The sequence below is a fragment of the Lelliottia sp. JS-SCA-14 genome (assembly GCF_035593345.1).
Taxonomy (GTDB): Bacteria; Pseudomonadota; Gammaproteobacteria; order Enterobacterales; family Enterobacteriaceae; genus Enterobacter; species Enterobacter wanjuensis.
Genome location: NZ_CP141606.1, coordinates 356,800 through 372,997 on the forward strand (window position 1 = coordinate 356,800; position 16,198 = coordinate 372,997).

Below are 16,198 nucleotides of genomic sequence, written 5' to 3' on the forward strand. Positions count from 1 at the left end.
CTATATCCCTTGCACGCTGGAGGTGAGCGTCCCGACGATCAGCGTCCAGCCGTCGCAGAGCACAAACAGCATCAGCTTAAATGGCAGCGAGACAATCAGCGGTGAGAGCATCATCATCCCCATCGCCATCAAAATACTGGCAACAATCAGGTCGATGACCAGGAACGGAATGTAGATCATAAAGCCAATCTGGAAGGCGGTTTTCAGCTCGCTTAACAGGTACGCGGGGGTGACCACCGTCAGATCCTGCTCGCGCGGATCGCCCGTGACTTTGGCGATGTCCATCATCTGCGCCATCGCTTTATTGCTGGTTTGCGCCAGCATGTAGTGCTTGAGCGGTGTTTCCGCTTTGCCGAGCGCCTGTTTCATGGTGATTTCGTCATTCTGAAACGGCACGATGGCCTCGTCGTAAATCGTGGTCCAGACCGGGCGCATCACCAGCAGCGTCAGGGCCAGCGCGATGCCGGTGAGGATTTTATTCGGCGGGCTTTGCTGCAACCCGAGCGCCTGGCGCAGGATCGCCAGCACGATGATAAAGCGCGTAAAGCAGGTCATCATCAGCAGCATCACCGGCAGCAGACCCAGAAGGGTCATCATGATCAGGATTTCAATTTTGACGTTGTAATCCTGGCCGCCGTCGGTGGTGGCCGAACTAAAGAGGGTGATATCGCCGTTGGCCGCAAACAGCTGCGGCGAGAAGAGCAGCCCGGCAATCAGCAGCGCGGGTGCCACGGCGCGAAGCAGCGGTTTCATCGCGTCAGTTCACCCAGTTCTTTGCTGTTGAATTCCAGAATGCGCAGGCCGTATTTGTCGTTCAACACCACCGCTTCGGCTTTGCCAAACAGAATGCCGTTCACTTTGATGTCCAGCGCTTCCCCGGCCATTTTGTCCAGCTCAATCACCGAATCGTGGTTGACGGTCATCAGCTCGGCCAGCGAAATCTCCACCGACGCCACTTCCAGCGTCAGGGTGACGGGAATGCGGCTAAAGAGCGCCATTTTGCGCAGGTCGTCGATGTCGTTCACGCTCGCGGGCTCTTCCTGAATATCGAGGCGGATATTGCCCTCAACGGTCTCTTCGCGCGGCATGTCGCCGAGGTTGAGATCGCTGAAATCCAGGGACTGGCTCAATTCTTGTTGCAGATCACTCATAAGGCTTCTCGATGGTTCTGTCGTTAAATCCACACAGGAATAACTTGCTGTGGTCTTCGGCAATGTTGGCGTCAAAAATCTGCTCTTTCCCGATATACACAGGAACGGGATCGTTGATGCTCATAGGGATAATGTCGCCCGGCTTAATTTTGGCGAGCTGGGCGACGGTCAAATTCAGGCTGGCGACCTTGCCGCTGAGTTTGAGCGGCAGGCTGTAAAACAGGCGCTCGATCTGCGAACGGTCCGGGGTGGCTTTCTTGCCTGCGGCGCTGTCCGTTGACGGGTCGCGCATGGTCATCAGCATGTGATCGACATGCTGGTTATCAAATAACAGGGTAAAGCTCCCGTGTTCATAACCTTCGAGACTAAAGGTCACACACCACGCCCATTGATTAATAATGGTGGTGTTGTCGCTCTTTATTTCCAGGTCCTGACCGAAAGTCTCTTTATCAATCAGCAGGCGCGTGAGATCGAGCCCAATTTTGGTTTTCAGGCGATCTTCTGTTTTCGTCACCGGCTGGCTGGTGTCCGGCAGAATATTGCCGCTCTCTTTTCCCAGACCATAATAGTCGTGAAGAATGTGCAGTAATAACGAGCGCTCAATGCTAAAGGCAATTGAACCCAACGGCGTGGAAAAGAGCTGCGTATTTTTATGCGTCTGGTCGATAGCAAAAATCATCGACTCCAGCGCGACATTCACCCGCAGTTTTTTAAGAAAATAGATGCTCAGTCGCGAATCAAAGATATCGAAGCTGTCATTCATCAACTTAGGTAATTTATGCCAGGGGCGACCAAGCTTGCTCACATCGAGCTTCACCATGTCGGGAATCGCCTGACGTTGGTAGATTCTAATTCGCTGAGGAGCTGCTTGCATAGTTCTTCCGCATAAAAGAGTGATGCGCGTTCAGGTTTATCAATTAAACAAAAACGCAAATCGTATCTAAAAAAATTTAAGTTTATTAAAACCGTGTCGCTATACGTTATCAGGAGGAAAAACCCGCCAGCGATAAATCCAGACGTGCACTGTTTTATTAGGGACAAGAATTAGACTCTTTTTAGGCGATCGGCACAAGATTGTCGGGGTTATTAATTCCTTATTTAGCAGGCGCAGATTAAGATTAATAACTTTTGTAACTTCATGATATGTATGGATTAATATTTTAATACCCATTAAAAACAAGACTTCTCACCCCCCGCCGTTATAATGCGCTTCAGTCATAAATTCAGATGCTCTCATGTATCCAGTGACTTTCGTAACCCATATCGAACTTATGCATTTATAAATATCCACGCCGCGTGGCGGAATATCTGTGCAGCAGTTTCAGGTTAATGAATTGATTAAATTGTTGGTGAGTTGTTATGAGTATTGTTATTGAACATGAAGCCCGTAATGAAAATGGATTTGTTGCCAGCGCGCCAGAAAGCGTCAATGTATTTTCATTAGCGCGTCGCGTGGCTAAATATAATGTATCGGTACTTATTACTGGCGAGACCGGAACAGGTAAAGAGTGTATCTCCCGCTATATTCATGAGAATGCATTAGGTGCAGATGCGCCTTATGTTGGTGTGAACTGTGCGGCGATTCCGGAAAGCATGCTCGAAGCGATTTTATTCGGCTACGAAAAAGGTGCCTTTACCGGCGCGGTCACCGGCGTGGCCGGGAAATTCGAACAGGCCAACGGCGGAACCTTATTGCTCGATGAAATCGGCGATATGCCCTTGGCCCTGCAGGCGAAATTATTACGCGTCTTGCAGGAGCAAGAAGTTGAGCGTCTGGGCAGCCATAAACGTATTCCGCTGGATATTCGTCTGGTCGCCTCCACCAATAAAGATTTGCAGCAGGAAATTGCCGAAGGGCGTTTTCGTCAGGATCTGTTTTACCGTATTTCGGTGGTGCCGATTCATATCACCCCCCTGCGCGAACGTCGTCAGGACATTATTCCTCTGGCCCTGCGTTTTATTGCCAAATATAAAGCTTTCCACAAAGGCAATATTCGCCTCAGCGACGAAGCGCGCCACGCGCTGCTGGCCTACGAATGGCCGGGCAACGTGCGCGAGCTGGAGAACGTCATTCAGCGCGGCATGATTCTGAGCAACGGCGAAGAGATCACCGCGGTCGATTTCGGCCTGCCGGTGATGATCCCCACGGTCGACATGCCCGACCTCGACGTGATGCCCGCCTATCGCGAGCAGCAGAGCGCGGCCAGCGCGATGAGCAACGTCAAACTCCACGGCCGGATGGCGGAGTTCCAGTACATCCTCGAACTGCTGAAACGCCACAACGGCAACAAATCCAAAACGGCGGCTTTTTTGGGAATCACCCCGCGCGCGCTGCGCTATCGCCTGGCGTCGATGCGCGAAGAAGGCATTGATGCCGGTTGCTACTCGTAACGGCAGAAGAGACATCACCCATGGACAAAATTTCCGCTATCGGACTCCAGGCAAGCCAACAGGCAATGCTTAGCAAAATGCACAACACCGCCGCGATGGCCGCGTCTGGCGTGAATCAGGGGCAGATGATCGCCCCCGGCGCGTCGTTCCCGGAAGTGGCGGGCGCAGGCAATCTCTCCTTCTCACAGGTGCTCAACAACGCCATTGATAACGTCGATGCGGTGCAGCACTCCGCTGGGGCGAAGCAAAAAGCGATTGAAATGGGACAGAGCGACGATCTGGCTGGTGCGATGATCGAATCGCAGAAGGCGAGCGTGGCCTTCTCCGCCATGATGCAGGTTCGCAACAAACTCACCACTGCGCTCGACGAAGTGATGAATACTCCGCTCTAAGGTCTCCTCCGTGCTGAATAAGTTAAAAGAAAAACTCTCCTCTATCCCGTTCCCTGCCGGGCGGCTGAAACCCCAGTGGCTCATCACCGCAGGCGGTGTGCTGCTGGTGGGGGCGATCGTCTTCTCCCTGTGGCGCAGCAATCAGGGCTATGTTGCCCTGTACGGCAGCCAGGAAAATATTCCTGTGGCGCAGGTGGTGGAAGTGCTGGGCGCCGAGGCGATTGCCTATCGCATCAACCCCGACAACGGCCAGATCCTGATCCCGGAGAACAAACTCCCGCGCGCGCGCATGGCGCTGGCGGCGAAAGGCATTACGGCGGTGACGCCGGACGGCTATGAGCTGATGGACAAAGAGGAGATGCTCGGCAGTAGCCAGTTTATCCAGAACGTTCGCTACAAGCGCAGCCTCGAAGGTGAACTGGCGCGCAGCATTATGGCTCTCGACCCGGTCGAAAGCGCCCGCGTGCATCTCGGCCTGAGCGAATCCAGCTCATTCGTGATGACCAACAAACCGCAGAGCAGCGCCTCGGTGATGCTGCAACTGCGCTACGGCAAACATCTGGATGAGCAGCAGGTTGCCGCCATCGTCCAGCTGGTCGCCGGAAGCGTGCCCGGTCTGCAGGCCAACAGCGTGCGCGTGGTCGATCAGGCGGGGAATCTGCTGTCGGAAAATGGCCAGCAGGGCACCACCAATATGGCCAGCATCCGCCAGGGGCGCGATGTCATTGAGCGAATCAAACACGAAACCACCAGCAACATCGCCGGGCTGCTGACGCCGCTGTTTGGCAGCGAAAACTACCGCATCAGCGTCACGCCGTCCGTGGACATGAGCAGCGTGGAAGAGACGCAGGAGCGCCTCGGGAAAGAGCCGCTGGTGAGCGACGAGAACATCTCTCGCGAAAACACCACTAACGAGCTGGCGATGGGCATTCCAGGTTCACTGAGCAACCGCCCGGTGACCGCTCCCGCCGCCGGTGCAGCACCTGCCGCCGCGCAACAGCAAACCACCCAAACCCAGACCAGCGATCCGCGCTCGCTCACCAACCGTACCCAGGAGCAGCGTAAGTTCGCCTTCGATCGCGATATCCGCCACATCCGCCATCCCGGCTACAAGCTGGAGAAACTGCGCGTGGCGGTGGCCCTGAATCAGGCGGCACCGTCGCTGGCCTCCATGACGCCAGAGCAACTCGCCACCCTGACGCGCCTGGTGGAAGACGCCGCCGGTATTGAAAAAGATCGCGGTGACTCCCTGACGCTGGACCGCCTGACCTTTGTCGATATGACGGTCGACGGCCTGCCGGTGCTGAAATGGTGGCAAGACCCGTCCATTCAGTACTGGGGACAAACGGGCGGCATCGGCCTTCTGGCCCTGCTCACCCTGCTGTTCGGCGTGCGTCCGCTGGCGCAGCGCCTGGGTCGCCGCGAACCGCTTGAGGCTGAAGCCATCGAAGCGAAAACGCACGACGACGCACCGGAAAATGATCTGGTCACTACCGAAAACGGCCTGACCGGCTTACCAGGACCTGCGTTTAATCAGGATAGCGAATTGCCGCCACTCAGCTCTGGCCTTGAAACCAAGGTGGAATACCTGCAGATGCTGGCGGAAAACGAAACCGAACGTATGGCTGAAGTACTGAAACAATGGATCAACAGCAATGAGCGAACAGCTAATAAACAAGAGCAGTAAAAGCAGCGTCAAAAGTGGACGCAGCCGCCTCGAGCAGGCCGCCATTCTGTTGCTCAGCGTGGGCGAAGAGGCCGCCGCGAAGCTGATGCAGAAGATGAACCGCGATGAGGTGATCCTGCTCAGCGATACGATGGCCCGTCTGCATGGCGTGAAGGTCGACCACGCGCGCTATGCGATGAACAACTTCTTTGACGATTACCGCGAGCAGAGCGGGATCAACGGTGCGTCCCGTAGCTATCTGCGCAGCATTCTGGAGAAAGCGCTGGGCGGCGAAATCGCCAGTAGCGTGATCAACGGCATCTACGGGGATGAGATCCGCCACCGTATGGCGCGCCTGCAGTGGGTCGATGTCCCGCAGCTGGCGGCGCTGATCGAGCAGGAGCACCTGCAGCTCCAGGCGGTATTCCTCGCCTTCCTGCCGCCGGACGTGGCGGCCAGCGTGCTTAGCGCGTTGTCGCAGGAGCGCCAGGATGAAATCGTCTGGCGTATTGCGCGCCTTGACGACGTCAACCGCGACGTGATTGACGAGCTGGACCGCCTGATTGAACGCGGCGTGGCGGTGCTGTCGGAACACGGCTCGAAAGTGGTCGGCATCAAACACGCGGCCAACATCGTGAACCGTATTCCGTCCAACCAGCAGCAGCTGTTGGATCAGCTGCGCGAGCGTGATGCGGGCGTAGTCGATGAGCTGGAAGAGGAGATGTACGAGTTCTTCATCCTCAGCCGCCAGACGCCAGCCACGCTGCAGCGCCTGATGGAAGAGATCGCCATTGAGGAGTGGGCGGTGGCCCTGAAAGGCACCGAGCCGGTCCTGCGCCAGACCATTTTCAACGTTATGCCGAAGCGTCAGGTGACGCTGCTGCAATCCACCACCACGCGTCTGGGGCCGGTTCCGGTCAGCCGCGTCGACCATGTGCGTAAAGAGATCATGGCCACCGTTCGCCAGCTGGCGGAAGAGGGTGAGATTCAGGTGCAGCTGTTTGCCGAACAGACCATGGAGTAACCATGTTTAAAAAGCACAGCTTACCGCTCAGCGCGCTGACCCCGACCCGACAGGCGGTGATCAAACCCCGTCTGCACAAATTCCCGCCGCTGCGCAAACGCCGCCCGGCGCACAGCGTGGCGGAGGACATTCCCGCGGCGGTAGACGGCGCGGCGATCCAGGAGCAGCTCCAGCAGGGGTTTCAGGACGGCCTGAACCGCGGATTTGCCCAGGGCCTGGAAGAGGGCAAAGAAGAGGGCTATCAGGAAGGGCTGCGCCTCGGTTTTGACGAGGGCGTGCGCAAAGGGCGATCCGAAGGCAAAACCCAGGCACGCCAGCAGTTTCTCGACGCGGCGCACCCTCTGGATGAGATCATTCAGTCGATGGAAACCTTTATGGCGGGCTACGAACAGCGCCGTCGCGAAGAGCTATTGCAGCTGGTGGAGAAAGTGACCCGCCAGGTGATCCGCTGTGAACTGACCCTGCATCCGACGCAGATTTTGACCCTGGTGGAGGAAGCGCTTAGCGCGTTGCCCCAGCAACCCGAGCAGATCAACGTCATGCTCAACAGCGAAGAACATCGCCGCATCAGCGAAGCCGAGCCCGAGAAAGTGACCCAGTGGGGGCTGATGGCGGACCCCGACCTTGCCCCCGGTGAATGCCGCGTGGTGACCAACACCACCGAGATGGACGTCGGATGCCAGCACCGTCTGGACCAGTGCATGGACGTGCTGAAAGAGACGCTCCTGCCGGAATCCCGCGATGAGTGATACCGATTTCGCGCAGGTTCTGCGCTCCATCGACAACATCAACCTCGCCCGCGTGGCCGGGCGTCTGGTGCGCGTGGCGGGGATTTTGCTGGAGTGCGTCGGGTGTCGTCTCGCCGTCGGCCAGCTGTGTCAGGTTGAAAGCGCGGATGGCGAGTTTATCGAAGCCCAGGTGGTGGGTTTCGATCGCGACGTGACCTTTTTGATGCCCTTCAAACAGCCGTCCGGCCTGATGGCGGGCGCGCGCGTCTATCCGATGGACAAACAGCAGGGCGTGTTGATTGGCGATCAGTGGCTCGGACGCGTGGTCAACGGCCTCGGGGAACCGATCGACGATAAAGGTAAACTCTCCGGCGACACGGTGCTCCCGCAGCAACTCCCGCAGGTTCACCCCCTGCGCCGCCAGCCGGTGGCTGCGCCGCTCGACGTCGGCGTGCGGGCGATCAACGGCCTGCTGACCATCGGCAAAGGCCAGCGCGTGGGGCTGATGGCGGGGAGCGGCGTAGGTAAAAGCGTGCTGCTCGGGATGATCACCCGTTACACCCAGGCCGAAGTGGTGGTGGTGGGGCTGATCGGCGAGCGCGGTCGCGAAGTGAAAGAATTTATTGAACATTCGCTGGGCGAAGAGGGACGGCGTAAATCGGTGATTGTCGCCGCGCCTGCGGACGAATCGCCGCTGATGCGCATCAAGGCCACCGAGCTGTGCCACACCATCGCCAGCTACTACCGCGACAAGGGCAAAGACGTCCTGCTGCTGGTGGATTCCCTGACCCGCTACGCCATGGCCCAGCGCGAAATCGCCCTCTCACTCGGCGAACCGCCTGCTACCAAAGGCTATCCGCCGTCGGCGTTTGGCATGATCCCACGGCTGGTGGAAAGTGCGGGCAACAGCGAAAGCCACGGCTCGATGACCGCGATTTACACAGTGCTGGCCGAAGGCGATGACCAGCAGGATCCCATCGTCGACTGCGCCCGTGCGGTGCTCGACGGGCATATCGTTCTGTCGCGCCATCTGGCGGAAGCGGGGCACTATCCGGCCATCGACATCGGGCAGTCCATCAGCCGCTGCATGAGCCAGGTGACGGAGCGCGAGCACCAGCTTTCGGCGCGAACCCTTAAACAGCTGTACGCCGAATACCAGAGCATCAAGCCGCTGATCCCGCTCGGCGGCTACGTCGCCGGTGCCGATCCGATGGCCGATAAAGCGGTCAACCTCGCCCCGGCCATCACCCGCTTTTTACAGCAGGAAGTGCAGGACGCGGCCCTGCTCGACAAAACCATCTCCGATCTCAACGTACTGGCGAAAGCAGGATAATCGACGATGAGCAAACTGATTCACACCCTCGAACAACTCCATCTGCTGCGCCACCGCGCGGTGAAAGACCTGAGCAGCAAACTCGCCACCCAGCAGCAGCTGTGCCAGCGTCTGGAGAAGAACATCCACGCCCTGTCGAATCTCGTTAACCACAGCGCACCGGAGATCCAGGGCAACGCGACCATGCTCAACAACCAGTCGTTCTACAAGCGCAATATCCAGCGCGTGATCGACTGGCAGCGACAGGAGCAGGCGCTCGCGACCGTCGAGGCGCAGAAGTTGCAGGGCAATCTGCTGGCGGAGTCGCGCCGGGAGAAGAGCCTCGAACTGGTGCTCGACGGGCGTCGTCAGGATCTGCGTCAGGCGCAGGAGCGCCGCGAGCAGAAGGTCACTGACGCGGTTTCCGCGCAGTGCTGGTTAAGACAACAGCAGGCACAGCGACAGCGATAAGATGGCTACGAATTTGATGCAGACGCTGCTCAAACGCCAGCAGCAGAAAAAAACCACAGAGCACCCTTTCGTCAGCGTGATCTGCCCGACCTGGGATCGCCGGGCGTTTTTGCCCTATCTGCTCTATCTCTTTCAGTATCAGGACTATCCGGCGGATAAACGCGAGCTGGTGATCCTCGACGACTCGGCGGAGAGCAACGAAGATCTGATCGCGATGATGGTCGATGCGCGCGTGGACAACGTGCGCTACATCCACAGCCCGGAGCGCCTCGATCTCGGCAAAAAACGCAACATGCTCAACGCGCTGGCGAAAGGGGAGTACATCGTCTGCTTCGACGATGACGATTACTATCCGCCGAACAAAATCAGCGCCCAGGTGGGCGAGATGCAGCGCAACAACGCGCTCTTCTCCGGCAGCGACACGATTTATATCTGGTACAGCCATCTCGACAAAATCTATCGCACCCACGCGTTTGGCGCGCACCACGCCCTGAACGGGACGTTTGCCTATCACCGCAACTTCCTGAAAAACCACCGCTACGAAGACACGGCGGTGCTGGCGGAAGAGCAGGCGTTCCTGAACAACTTCACGTCGCCGGTGTTTCAGATTGACCCCAAGCAGGCGATTCTGTGCATCTCGCACAGCAGTAATACCTATGACAAAGATTTTGTGCTCGGCTCCAGCCAGCCGACGGATCTGACGCTGGACGATTTCGTCTCGGACCGCAATCTGCTGAGCCACTATCGCCGCCTGAGCCACGCGCCGCTGAGCACCTCCGTGCAGTGGTCGGCGCTCGATAAGGTGGCGGTGATGTACGACCAGCCCGAGCAGCTTGAAAACCAACGTCAGGCGCTGGCCGCGCTCGGTCTGAACGACAGTCAGCTTGTGCCTTTTGCTCGCGGTATGCAGAGCGAACTGGAAACGCACTGTGAGGTGCTGGACACCGCGATGCGTGAAGGCTGGCGCAGCGTGCTGCTGCTGGATGCGTCGGTGAAATACGTGCGCAAAGAGATGTCGATCAAAACGGTCAACCAGCTGCTTTCCCGCCTCGAACATATCGACTGGCAGGGGCTGCTGCTGGGCGCGCGCTACCAGCGCATTTCCCCCCTGAAAGCCTTGCCCGGCGTGGCCCGCATTACCCGCGCCGACTGCGCTTGCGCCTATGCCGTGAACGGCAAATACCTTCCCGAGCTGCTGGCCCACTACCGGGAGGCCATCGCGCAACAGTACAGCCTTGATGCCTGCTGGCCTGCGCCAATGCAGGCCCACTGCTGGCTTGGCCTGCAGCCGAGCTTCGCTTTTTTACCCGAGATATCCGACCGCGAAAGCGGAAAGAGTGTCGATTGCACCCACTGGTTTTTTCGCAAAAACTTTCAATGAAAAAGGGCCGCGACGCCCGCGGCCGGAGTACCTTATGGAATTGATTGAGCACTACCAACCCGAGTACGTCATTCGCTTCGCCGAGCGCGTGCGACCGTGCGACTGTCCTGCCTGCCAGAACCGCGCGGACGACTGGCCCGCCACGCAGCTAAAACTGAAAAATCAGCAGCGCGACAGCCTCGACGCCGGCTGCGAAACCGCGGCCCGCGAAATCCTGCTCAACCCGCAAGCCTTTGTTCTACATACCTCCACCACCCGCCCGGAGAGCGAGCTGGGGCTGAGCGCGTGGGACGAAACCCTGAATCAGCAGTGTATCAACCTGGCGGTTCACCCGGCGCTGACCCTCGAAAGCAGCCTGTACGCGACCGGCGTGCTGCTGAGTAAAGCCCAGCGTTATCTCGATAACGATCAATGCGACCCGCAGCTGCTGCTGGAGATGGGTGAGCAGCTCGCGGATCTGGCCGAGCGTGGAATTCTGGACGAACAGCTGCAGCTCCTGCCGCCGATTGAGGTCAACCGCGTGGAGGCCCTGGAGCAGATGGGCGCGATGCGCCTGACCCTGAACCTGCCCGCGATGCAGAAAATGAGCATGATGCTGAAGCTCAGCGAACTGGCGGTGATGCAGCCTGCCCGCCTGCAGGATCGTTTACGTGAACTGGAAGCAGTGACCGCCCGCAACACGCTCCTGACAGATCAGCCGCATATCCTGCGCAACGCCCTGATCTATAAACTCTACGGCGAATGCCTGCCCGGCCCGAACGCCGACAACTACGGCGATGTGCTGATGTCCCTCACCCGGATGATGTTCCAGCTGAAAATGCTGTGCGCCATGTGGCTGGAAGACAACGCCCAGTTGACCCACGACGACGTGGTAGCCCTGTTCAGCGCCTGGTTCAGCTGGCAGCGCGGGAATGTGTGGAAAGGGGCGAATTCTGCGGACTACACGTTGCTGTGTGGGTTGTCGTTGATTTGATGGCTTATTCAGCTCTTTAGTTTAAGTAGACATCAAAACCATAAATCTATGGCTTTGATGTCTACTACTATTCATTTGAGTTCTTCTTTCTTTTTCTTCATCCATGCATCGTCATATTTAATATTCCCTCTGACATAGTTCCATTCAATCGCACGGAATCTCAGTCCCACAACCTCATGCATATTCGGTGCGGAACTCCCTGGATAATAGACATGGGTAAAATCTAAGGACGAGATCACGACGCTTTCCAGTGTGATGCGATAGATCTCGACTTCAATCCCCGCCTCGATAATCTCATAATATTTAATGACGGCTTTCTGTAATCGTCTTGATTCGCTGATGGCATTAGCAAGATAGGGACTGACTTTGTCTAACTGCTTATGAATGACAACGGGATCATGCTGTCGGGTCCCTGTCAGGCTTCCGGTATGGCTATCGACACCGGTTCGTATGCCATAACTGCTGTTCATCACCTCTATGGCACCCTCCCGGCCTGGCGCCGTACATTCCCCGGTGACTTTCATTCCGTTTTCATCATATAAAAATAAATAGGCGGGTAGCGACATTCTTATTACCTCAATTCTCTTAGTTGTCCGTTGTTATTAATAAAAAACTCATGAATATAATGTTTGCCATTTAAACCGTATGAAATAGCATAGCTATAACCATATTCCCACTTTATATTAATGCAGTCATCGGGATAGGAAAGATTTAGATTTGAATCGTGTTTTATCACTGAATATCCTTCCTCCTGGTCTGATTCAATACGGTAATAATTCAAGACGTCTTTTTTATTAACGCTGAAACAAAGTCTTTCACCATTTATGTAAGTATATCCGATTTCAGGTGCTGGCCTTCCTCCTGGACAACCAGACAGCAAACATATTAGAGGAATGATGATTAATCTTTTCATCCAGGAAATCCTTTTAACACTGCTTTATATTTTTGAATCAAAGAGTAAACAGATTCATCAGGGTTATAATCACGATATACATGTAAGTCGCAATAATCTTTTAAGCTATTGTGAAGTAGTAGCCAATAATCACTGGCTATGGATGCTTGTTGTTCTAATCCATAGTGCAGGAGATCAGCTTTATCCAGGCTGTAACTGTAATCAGCGAAACGAGAGAACAAACCCCGTGTTCTGACAAACATTCCCTTTTGAGCTTGCCAGGCATGAACCATTTCATGCATGAATCTGTGCTTCTTCTCCAGGAGATCTAAAGAGAAATCGTGTGAATAGGTTTCTTCTCGGAACCACAGTTCACCGTTGGGAGTCATTGCAATATCGATAGGTTGCAGGTTGAATGGGAGGTAACTTTCGCGATGCACCCATATCTTACTGTAGATGAGGCTTCCCCCGAACAACGTTTTAGCAAGGGCGATCTCACGTATCGTAAGGAGTCTTACTCCATCGGGCTTTATCCGGGTTCCTGATGTTGGATCAATCCTTTCGTTAACTGACATTCAATAACCCTCTCATCCGTGTTGGTATTGACAACTCATCCTACAACCAGAAAATAGATGAAAGAAGCGATATTTTTCGCGTCATTTATTAAACAATAATACTCGCGAATAAATTACGTCAACGCATTGCTTGAACTAATTAATGTAATTCGTCTCCCTGCAATTACATTCGAAAATTAGATACTCCTTCCAGTAATGACTATTTTAAAAATAAAGCTCTGACCGTATTCTTTTCCCGCACCTGCAAAATCAGGTGCCGGGTTTAGCATCCTGTATTATCTTAGTGGCGACACACCGGCGCGCCAGCGCTTTTTTTGTGTCGTGCGCACGGCTTCACCTCAATGGCGGGCCGGGCGGTGGCGTCGAAAGACGCGCCGGTGTCCACTAAGGCCGGTAATGCTAACGCCGTCTGGTTCCGCCACCCGTGAAATTAGCATTTCCGCTGGCGGTAATGATTTATTACCTAGTGGAGTTTTCTTTATGACCACCCTATTTACCCCAGCCCACGATCTCCTCACCCTCCCTTTCAGCGCTGCGACGGATTTCACCGATCTCGCCGACTGCTGCGATCGCTTTGCCGAAACCCTGATGGAATGCCACGAACCCGTGGAGAAAATGGCGCTGTTAGGCCGCATCGGGGCCTGTCTGGCGCTGCTGCGCCCGACGCTCAGCGAACCGATCCCGGCGCACCTGATTGAACGTTTTACCGTCGATACGCTGCCTGAATCAGCCCCGTATTTTGAGCCGGATGCCGAAGCCCTGTGCGACTACTGCCAGTCGCTAACGCTGGTGCTGTGCGGACAATCGCTGTTGCCGGAAACCGAGAAGACGCTGAAAGCGCTGCTGTGTGAGCTGATGTGGATGTTTGCCGGCGATCTCAAAGCGCCCCGCTGGGCCAGAGAGCAGCTGCCGCACTAATGAAGACGCCCCGCCTGCGGGCCGGGGTAGTAGCTCTTTAATTTAAGTAGACATCAAAACCATAAATTTGTGGGTTTGATGTCTACTTAATATCGCATTATAGTTATGTGGACACCAAAGCCATAAAAAGAGGGTGTAAACGTCCACTTATGAACCGAGCCAGTGCACTAAAAAAACTCACCGAATGGGACAAACGAGGGCGCTACGTCTTTACGCTCGCCGATCTGAGCAAGATGTTTGCCGAAGACAGCCCGAAAACGCTCCAGGCAGGATTAAATCGTCTGGTGAAAGAAGGTATTTTGACTCGACCTGTGCGCGGCGTTTATCTGTTCAACCTTGCTCATAGTGGCGACAGTTACGCCATCGAACATATCGCCCGAGCGCTAAGACGGGGTGAGTATAACTATGTCAGTCTGGAGTCCGCTTTAAGCGAATATGGCGTCATTTCACAGATCCCCATCGACAGGCTCACTGTAATGACGACCGGTAGAAAAGGCACGTATCACACCCCCTTTGGTACCATTGAGTTTACCCATACCAAACGCTCTCAGCAGGATATTCTGGCGGGAATGGTGCAGGTCAATCGTCCGTTAAGGATCGCTACGCCTGAATGTGCTCTGCGGGATTTAAAACGAGTCGGTCGTAATGTTCATCTGGTTAACGAAAAGGCGTTATTAAATGACAAATAAAGCGAATTTTGTCCAACTCACCGAGCTTGCCATGCAGGGGACCGGGCGTGCCCATATGCGTCCGGTGATTGAGAAAGAGCTTCTGCATTACGATATCCTTTTCTGTCTTGATGCCAATGGGCTGCTGGATCAGCTGACTTTTCAGGGAGGGACTTCGCTGCGTCTCTGTTACGGCGCACCGCGTTTTAGTGAAGATTTAGATTTTTCCGGTGGTGTCGATTTCAACAGTAAACAGCTACAAGCGATGAAAACCTGTCTGGAGCGCTATATTGGCGATCGCTATGGTTTTGAGGTTTCGGTTAAAGAGCCCGCGGAACTCAAAGATGAGCCTGAATATGCAGGTCTGAACGTGGATAAATGGCAGGTTTCTATTACGACCGCGCCTGAACGCAGAGATCTGCCCAGACAACGAATCAAAATCGAAGTGGCGAATATTCCTTCTTATTCGCGAGAACCCAAAGCGTTGCTGGCAAACTATGAATTTCTGCCCGATGGATACTCCGACACGCTGGTATTAGCCGAATCGCTGGATGAAATAATGGCTGATAAGTTAGTTTCGCTGGTAAATACGCAACGTTATGTCCGCAACCGAGATATCTGGGATTTGCGTTGGCTGAAGCAACAAGGCGCCATCGTGCGTATGGACTGGATAAAAAACAAAGTCTCAGATTACTCCGTGGAGGATTATTCGGGAAAAGTCGCCACGATGCTCGCACGCTTACCCGATATTATAAAAGGCGATGCCTTCCGAAACGAAATGGCGCGTTTTATCCCGCAGGACGTGCAGGAGCGTACACTGCATAAAGAGAAATTTTTTATTTTCCTGACGGCTGAAATCACTGGATTGCTGCAACAAGTGCAACTGGGGTTTCACTGAGGAAAATGCCCGGCCTGGGCTTACTCGGTTTTTGTAGGCCCGTGCAAACGAAGTGCCGCCGGGCGATGTTGACTGGCGGCTCTAATTCCTCTTTAAGAAATCGCGTCCAGAGGTTTAAAGAATAAAGGGCGATAATCGACGACAGTGTTTTCAATATCGCTTTTATCCGGGATCTGAAAACCGGCGCACGGATAAAGCCCCAGCCAGCAATCCTTCATCATCAGGTGCCACCAGTTCACGTCCAGTACGGCATGTTGTGGGGCGTCTTCTTGCTCCAGCATGGCCAGGCTCTGGCGAAAATTCTCGCGCAGGGTCGCGAAGTAGTGGCGCTTCACCCGGTACGCGCAGGAACACCATGCCCGGTTTACCCGTATCAGATAATCAATGCTTTTCAGCGGTGTCACGAGCTGATAATTGGCCGCCAGCAGGGCGACGTCCCAGTTAATGGCGCCGAGTGTTTTTAGCCAGGCATTAAGTCTGGCAACGCTTTGCCCGTCGCGGATAAACTCAAAGTCATCTTCCAGAATCAGCACATCTTCCCAGCCTTCCGCTATTGCCATCTCCAGCACGGCAATATGCGATTTGACGCAACCCACCGCACCGGGCGTGGCTTTAATTCCCTCGAAACGGATCACTTTTTCTTTGGGGGCGTTCAGCTCGCGTAACTGTCGTCTCATATGGACATTACGGTCGCGGCGGTGGGTCAGATTGATGTACACAATCCGGGAAAAGGCGGCCCAGTGAATCGTTTCTTTCAT

Annotated in this window: 19 protein-coding genes; 12 read left to right on the forward strand and 7 right to left on the reverse strand. The window is 55.1% G+C overall.

What is annotated here, in order from left to right; all coding sequences use genetic code 11:
• From fliP to U9O48_RS01640, 3 genes are read right to left on the reverse strand one after another with little or no spacing between them, the layout of a single operon-like run.
• Window positions 1–753, reverse strand: coding sequence for a flagellar type III secretion system pore protein FliP (gene fliP / locus U9O48_RS01630; RefSeq protein ID WP_282494805.1), 753 nt, complete (start codon window positions 751–753; stop codon window positions 1–3).
• Entirely contained in the window at window positions 750–1,151 is a 402-nt protein-coding gene (locus U9O48_RS01635; protein WP_282494804.1) for a FliM/FliN family flagellar motor switch protein, read from the reverse strand. The genes fliP and U9O48_RS01635 overlap by 4 nt, the downstream gene beginning before the upstream one ends.
• Window positions 1,144–2,025: a FliM/FliN family flagellar motor C-terminal domain-containing protein gene (locus tag U9O48_RS01640; RefSeq protein ID WP_285157529.1), complete on the reverse strand. Its 882-nt coding sequence runs from the start codon at window positions 2,023–2,025 to the stop codon at window positions 1,144–1,146. Before U9O48_RS01640 ends, U9O48_RS01635 begins: the two co-directional genes overlap by 8 nt.
• Before the next feature lie 485 nt (window positions 2,026–2,510).
• On the opposite strand from U9O48_RS01640, the gene U9O48_RS01645 reads away from it, so the two are divergent.
• The 9 genes from U9O48_RS01645 to U9O48_RS01685 are packed head-to-tail and all read left to right on the forward strand — an operon-like array spanning window position 2,511 to window position 11,489.
• A complete protein-coding gene (locus U9O48_RS01645) occupies window positions 2,511–3,542 on the forward strand; it encodes a sigma-54 interaction domain-containing protein (RefSeq protein ID WP_282494802.1) in 1,032 nt (343 codons plus the stop codon).
• Between the two features lie 20 nt (window positions 3,543–3,562).
• A complete protein-coding gene (fliE, locus tag U9O48_RS01650; RefSeq protein WP_285145921.1) occupies window positions 3,563–3,934 on the forward strand; it encodes a flagellar hook-basal body complex protein FliE in 372 nt (123 codons plus the stop codon).
• A 10-nt stretch (window positions 3,935–3,944) separates the two neighbouring features.
• The gene (gene fliF, locus U9O48_RS01655; RefSeq protein ID WP_324723380.1) at window positions 3,945–5,621 is read left to right on the forward strand and encodes a flagellar basal-body MS-ring/collar protein FliF; all 1,677 of its coding nucleotides are present in this window, start codon (window positions 3,945–3,947) and stop codon (window positions 5,619–5,621) included.
• A complete protein-coding gene (locus tag U9O48_RS01660; RefSeq protein ID WP_282494799.1) occupies window positions 5,590–6,624 on the forward strand; it encodes a flagellar motor switch protein FliG in 1,035 nt (344 codons plus the stop codon). Before fliF ends, U9O48_RS01660 begins: the two co-directional genes overlap by 32 nt.
• A gap of 2 nt (window positions 6,625–6,626) precedes the next feature.
• Window positions 6,627–7,373 (forward strand): flagellar assembly protein FliH, encoded by a 747-nt coding sequence (gene fliH, locus U9O48_RS01665; RefSeq protein WP_282494798.1) that lies wholly within the window; start codon window positions 6,627–6,629, stop codon window positions 7,371–7,373.
• Window positions 7,366–8,685, forward strand: a complete 1,320-nt coding sequence (fliI, locus tag U9O48_RS01670; RefSeq protein WP_285150591.1) for a flagellar protein export ATPase FliI — start codon at window positions 7,366–7,368, stop codon at window positions 8,683–8,685. The genes fliH and fliI overlap by 8 nt, the downstream gene beginning before the upstream one ends.
• 6 nt (window positions 8,686–8,691) lie before the next feature.
• On the forward strand, window positions 8,692–9,135 hold the full coding sequence (gene fliJ, locus U9O48_RS01675; RefSeq protein ID WP_282494796.1) for a flagellar export protein FliJ: 444 nt from the start codon (window positions 8,692–8,694) through the stop codon (window positions 9,133–9,135).
• Window position 9,136: 1 nt separating this feature from the next.
• Window positions 9,137–10,516 (forward strand): glycosyltransferase family 2 protein, encoded by a 1,380-nt coding sequence (locus U9O48_RS01680; RefSeq protein WP_324723381.1) that lies wholly within the window; start codon window positions 9,137–9,139, stop codon window positions 10,514–10,516.
• Between the two features lie 34 nt (window positions 10,517–10,550).
• The gene (locus tag U9O48_RS01685; RefSeq protein ID WP_324723382.1) at window positions 10,551–11,489 is read left to right on the forward strand and encodes a hypothetical protein; all 939 of its coding nucleotides are present in this window, start codon (window positions 10,551–10,553) and stop codon (window positions 11,487–11,489) included.
• Window positions 11,490–11,560: 71 nt separating this feature from the next.
• Here U9O48_RS01685 and U9O48_RS01690 read toward each other — a convergent pair whose 3' ends face one another.
• Genes U9O48_RS01690 through U9O48_RS01700 form a run of 3 tightly spaced genes read right to left on the reverse strand, consistent with a single transcriptional unit; the run spans window position 11,561 to window position 12,956 of the window.
• Complete coding sequence (locus tag U9O48_RS01690; protein WP_324723383.1) at window positions 11,561–12,055, reverse strand: Hcp family type VI secretion system effector; 495 nt, start codon at window positions 12,053–12,055, stop codon at window positions 11,561–11,563.
• 5 nt (window positions 12,056–12,060) lie between these two features.
• Entirely contained in the window at window positions 12,061–12,402 is a 342-nt protein-coding gene (locus tag U9O48_RS01695) for a putative T6SS immunity periplasmic lipoprotein (RefSeq protein WP_324723384.1), read from the reverse strand.
• Window positions 12,399–12,956, reverse strand: coding sequence for a type IV secretion protein Rhs (locus U9O48_RS01700; RefSeq protein WP_324723385.1), 558 nt, complete (start codon window positions 12,954–12,956; stop codon window positions 12,399–12,401). Before U9O48_RS01700 ends, U9O48_RS01695 begins: the two co-directional genes overlap by 4 nt.
• 480 nt (window positions 12,957–13,436) lie before the next feature.
• Between U9O48_RS01700 and U9O48_RS01705 the strand changes: the two genes are divergently transcribed.
• From U9O48_RS01705 to U9O48_RS01715, 3 genes are all read left to right on the forward strand, one after another.
• Entirely contained in the window at window positions 13,437–13,874 is a 438-nt protein-coding gene (locus U9O48_RS01705) for a hypothetical protein (protein WP_324723387.1), read from the forward strand.
• Window positions 13,875–14,023: 149 nt separating this feature from the next.
• Window positions 14,024–14,563 (forward strand): type IV toxin-antitoxin system AbiEi family antitoxin, encoded by a 540-nt coding sequence (abiEi, locus tag U9O48_RS01710; RefSeq protein ID WP_324723388.1) that lies wholly within the window; start codon window positions 14,024–14,026, stop codon window positions 14,561–14,563.
• The gene (locus U9O48_RS01715; RefSeq protein ID WP_324723390.1) at window positions 14,553–15,440 is read left to right on the forward strand and encodes a nucleotidyl transferase AbiEii/AbiGii toxin family protein; all 888 of its coding nucleotides are present in this window, start codon (window positions 14,553–14,555) and stop codon (window positions 15,438–15,440) included. The genes abiEi and U9O48_RS01715 overlap by 11 nt, the downstream gene beginning before the upstream one ends.
• 92 nt (window positions 15,441–15,532) lie before the next feature.
• On the opposite strand, the gene U9O48_RS01720 is transcribed toward U9O48_RS01715, so the two are convergent.
• Complete coding sequence (locus U9O48_RS01720; RefSeq protein WP_324723392.1) at window positions 15,533–16,198, reverse strand: glycosyltransferase family 25 protein; 666 nt, start codon at window positions 16,196–16,198, stop codon at window positions 15,533–15,535.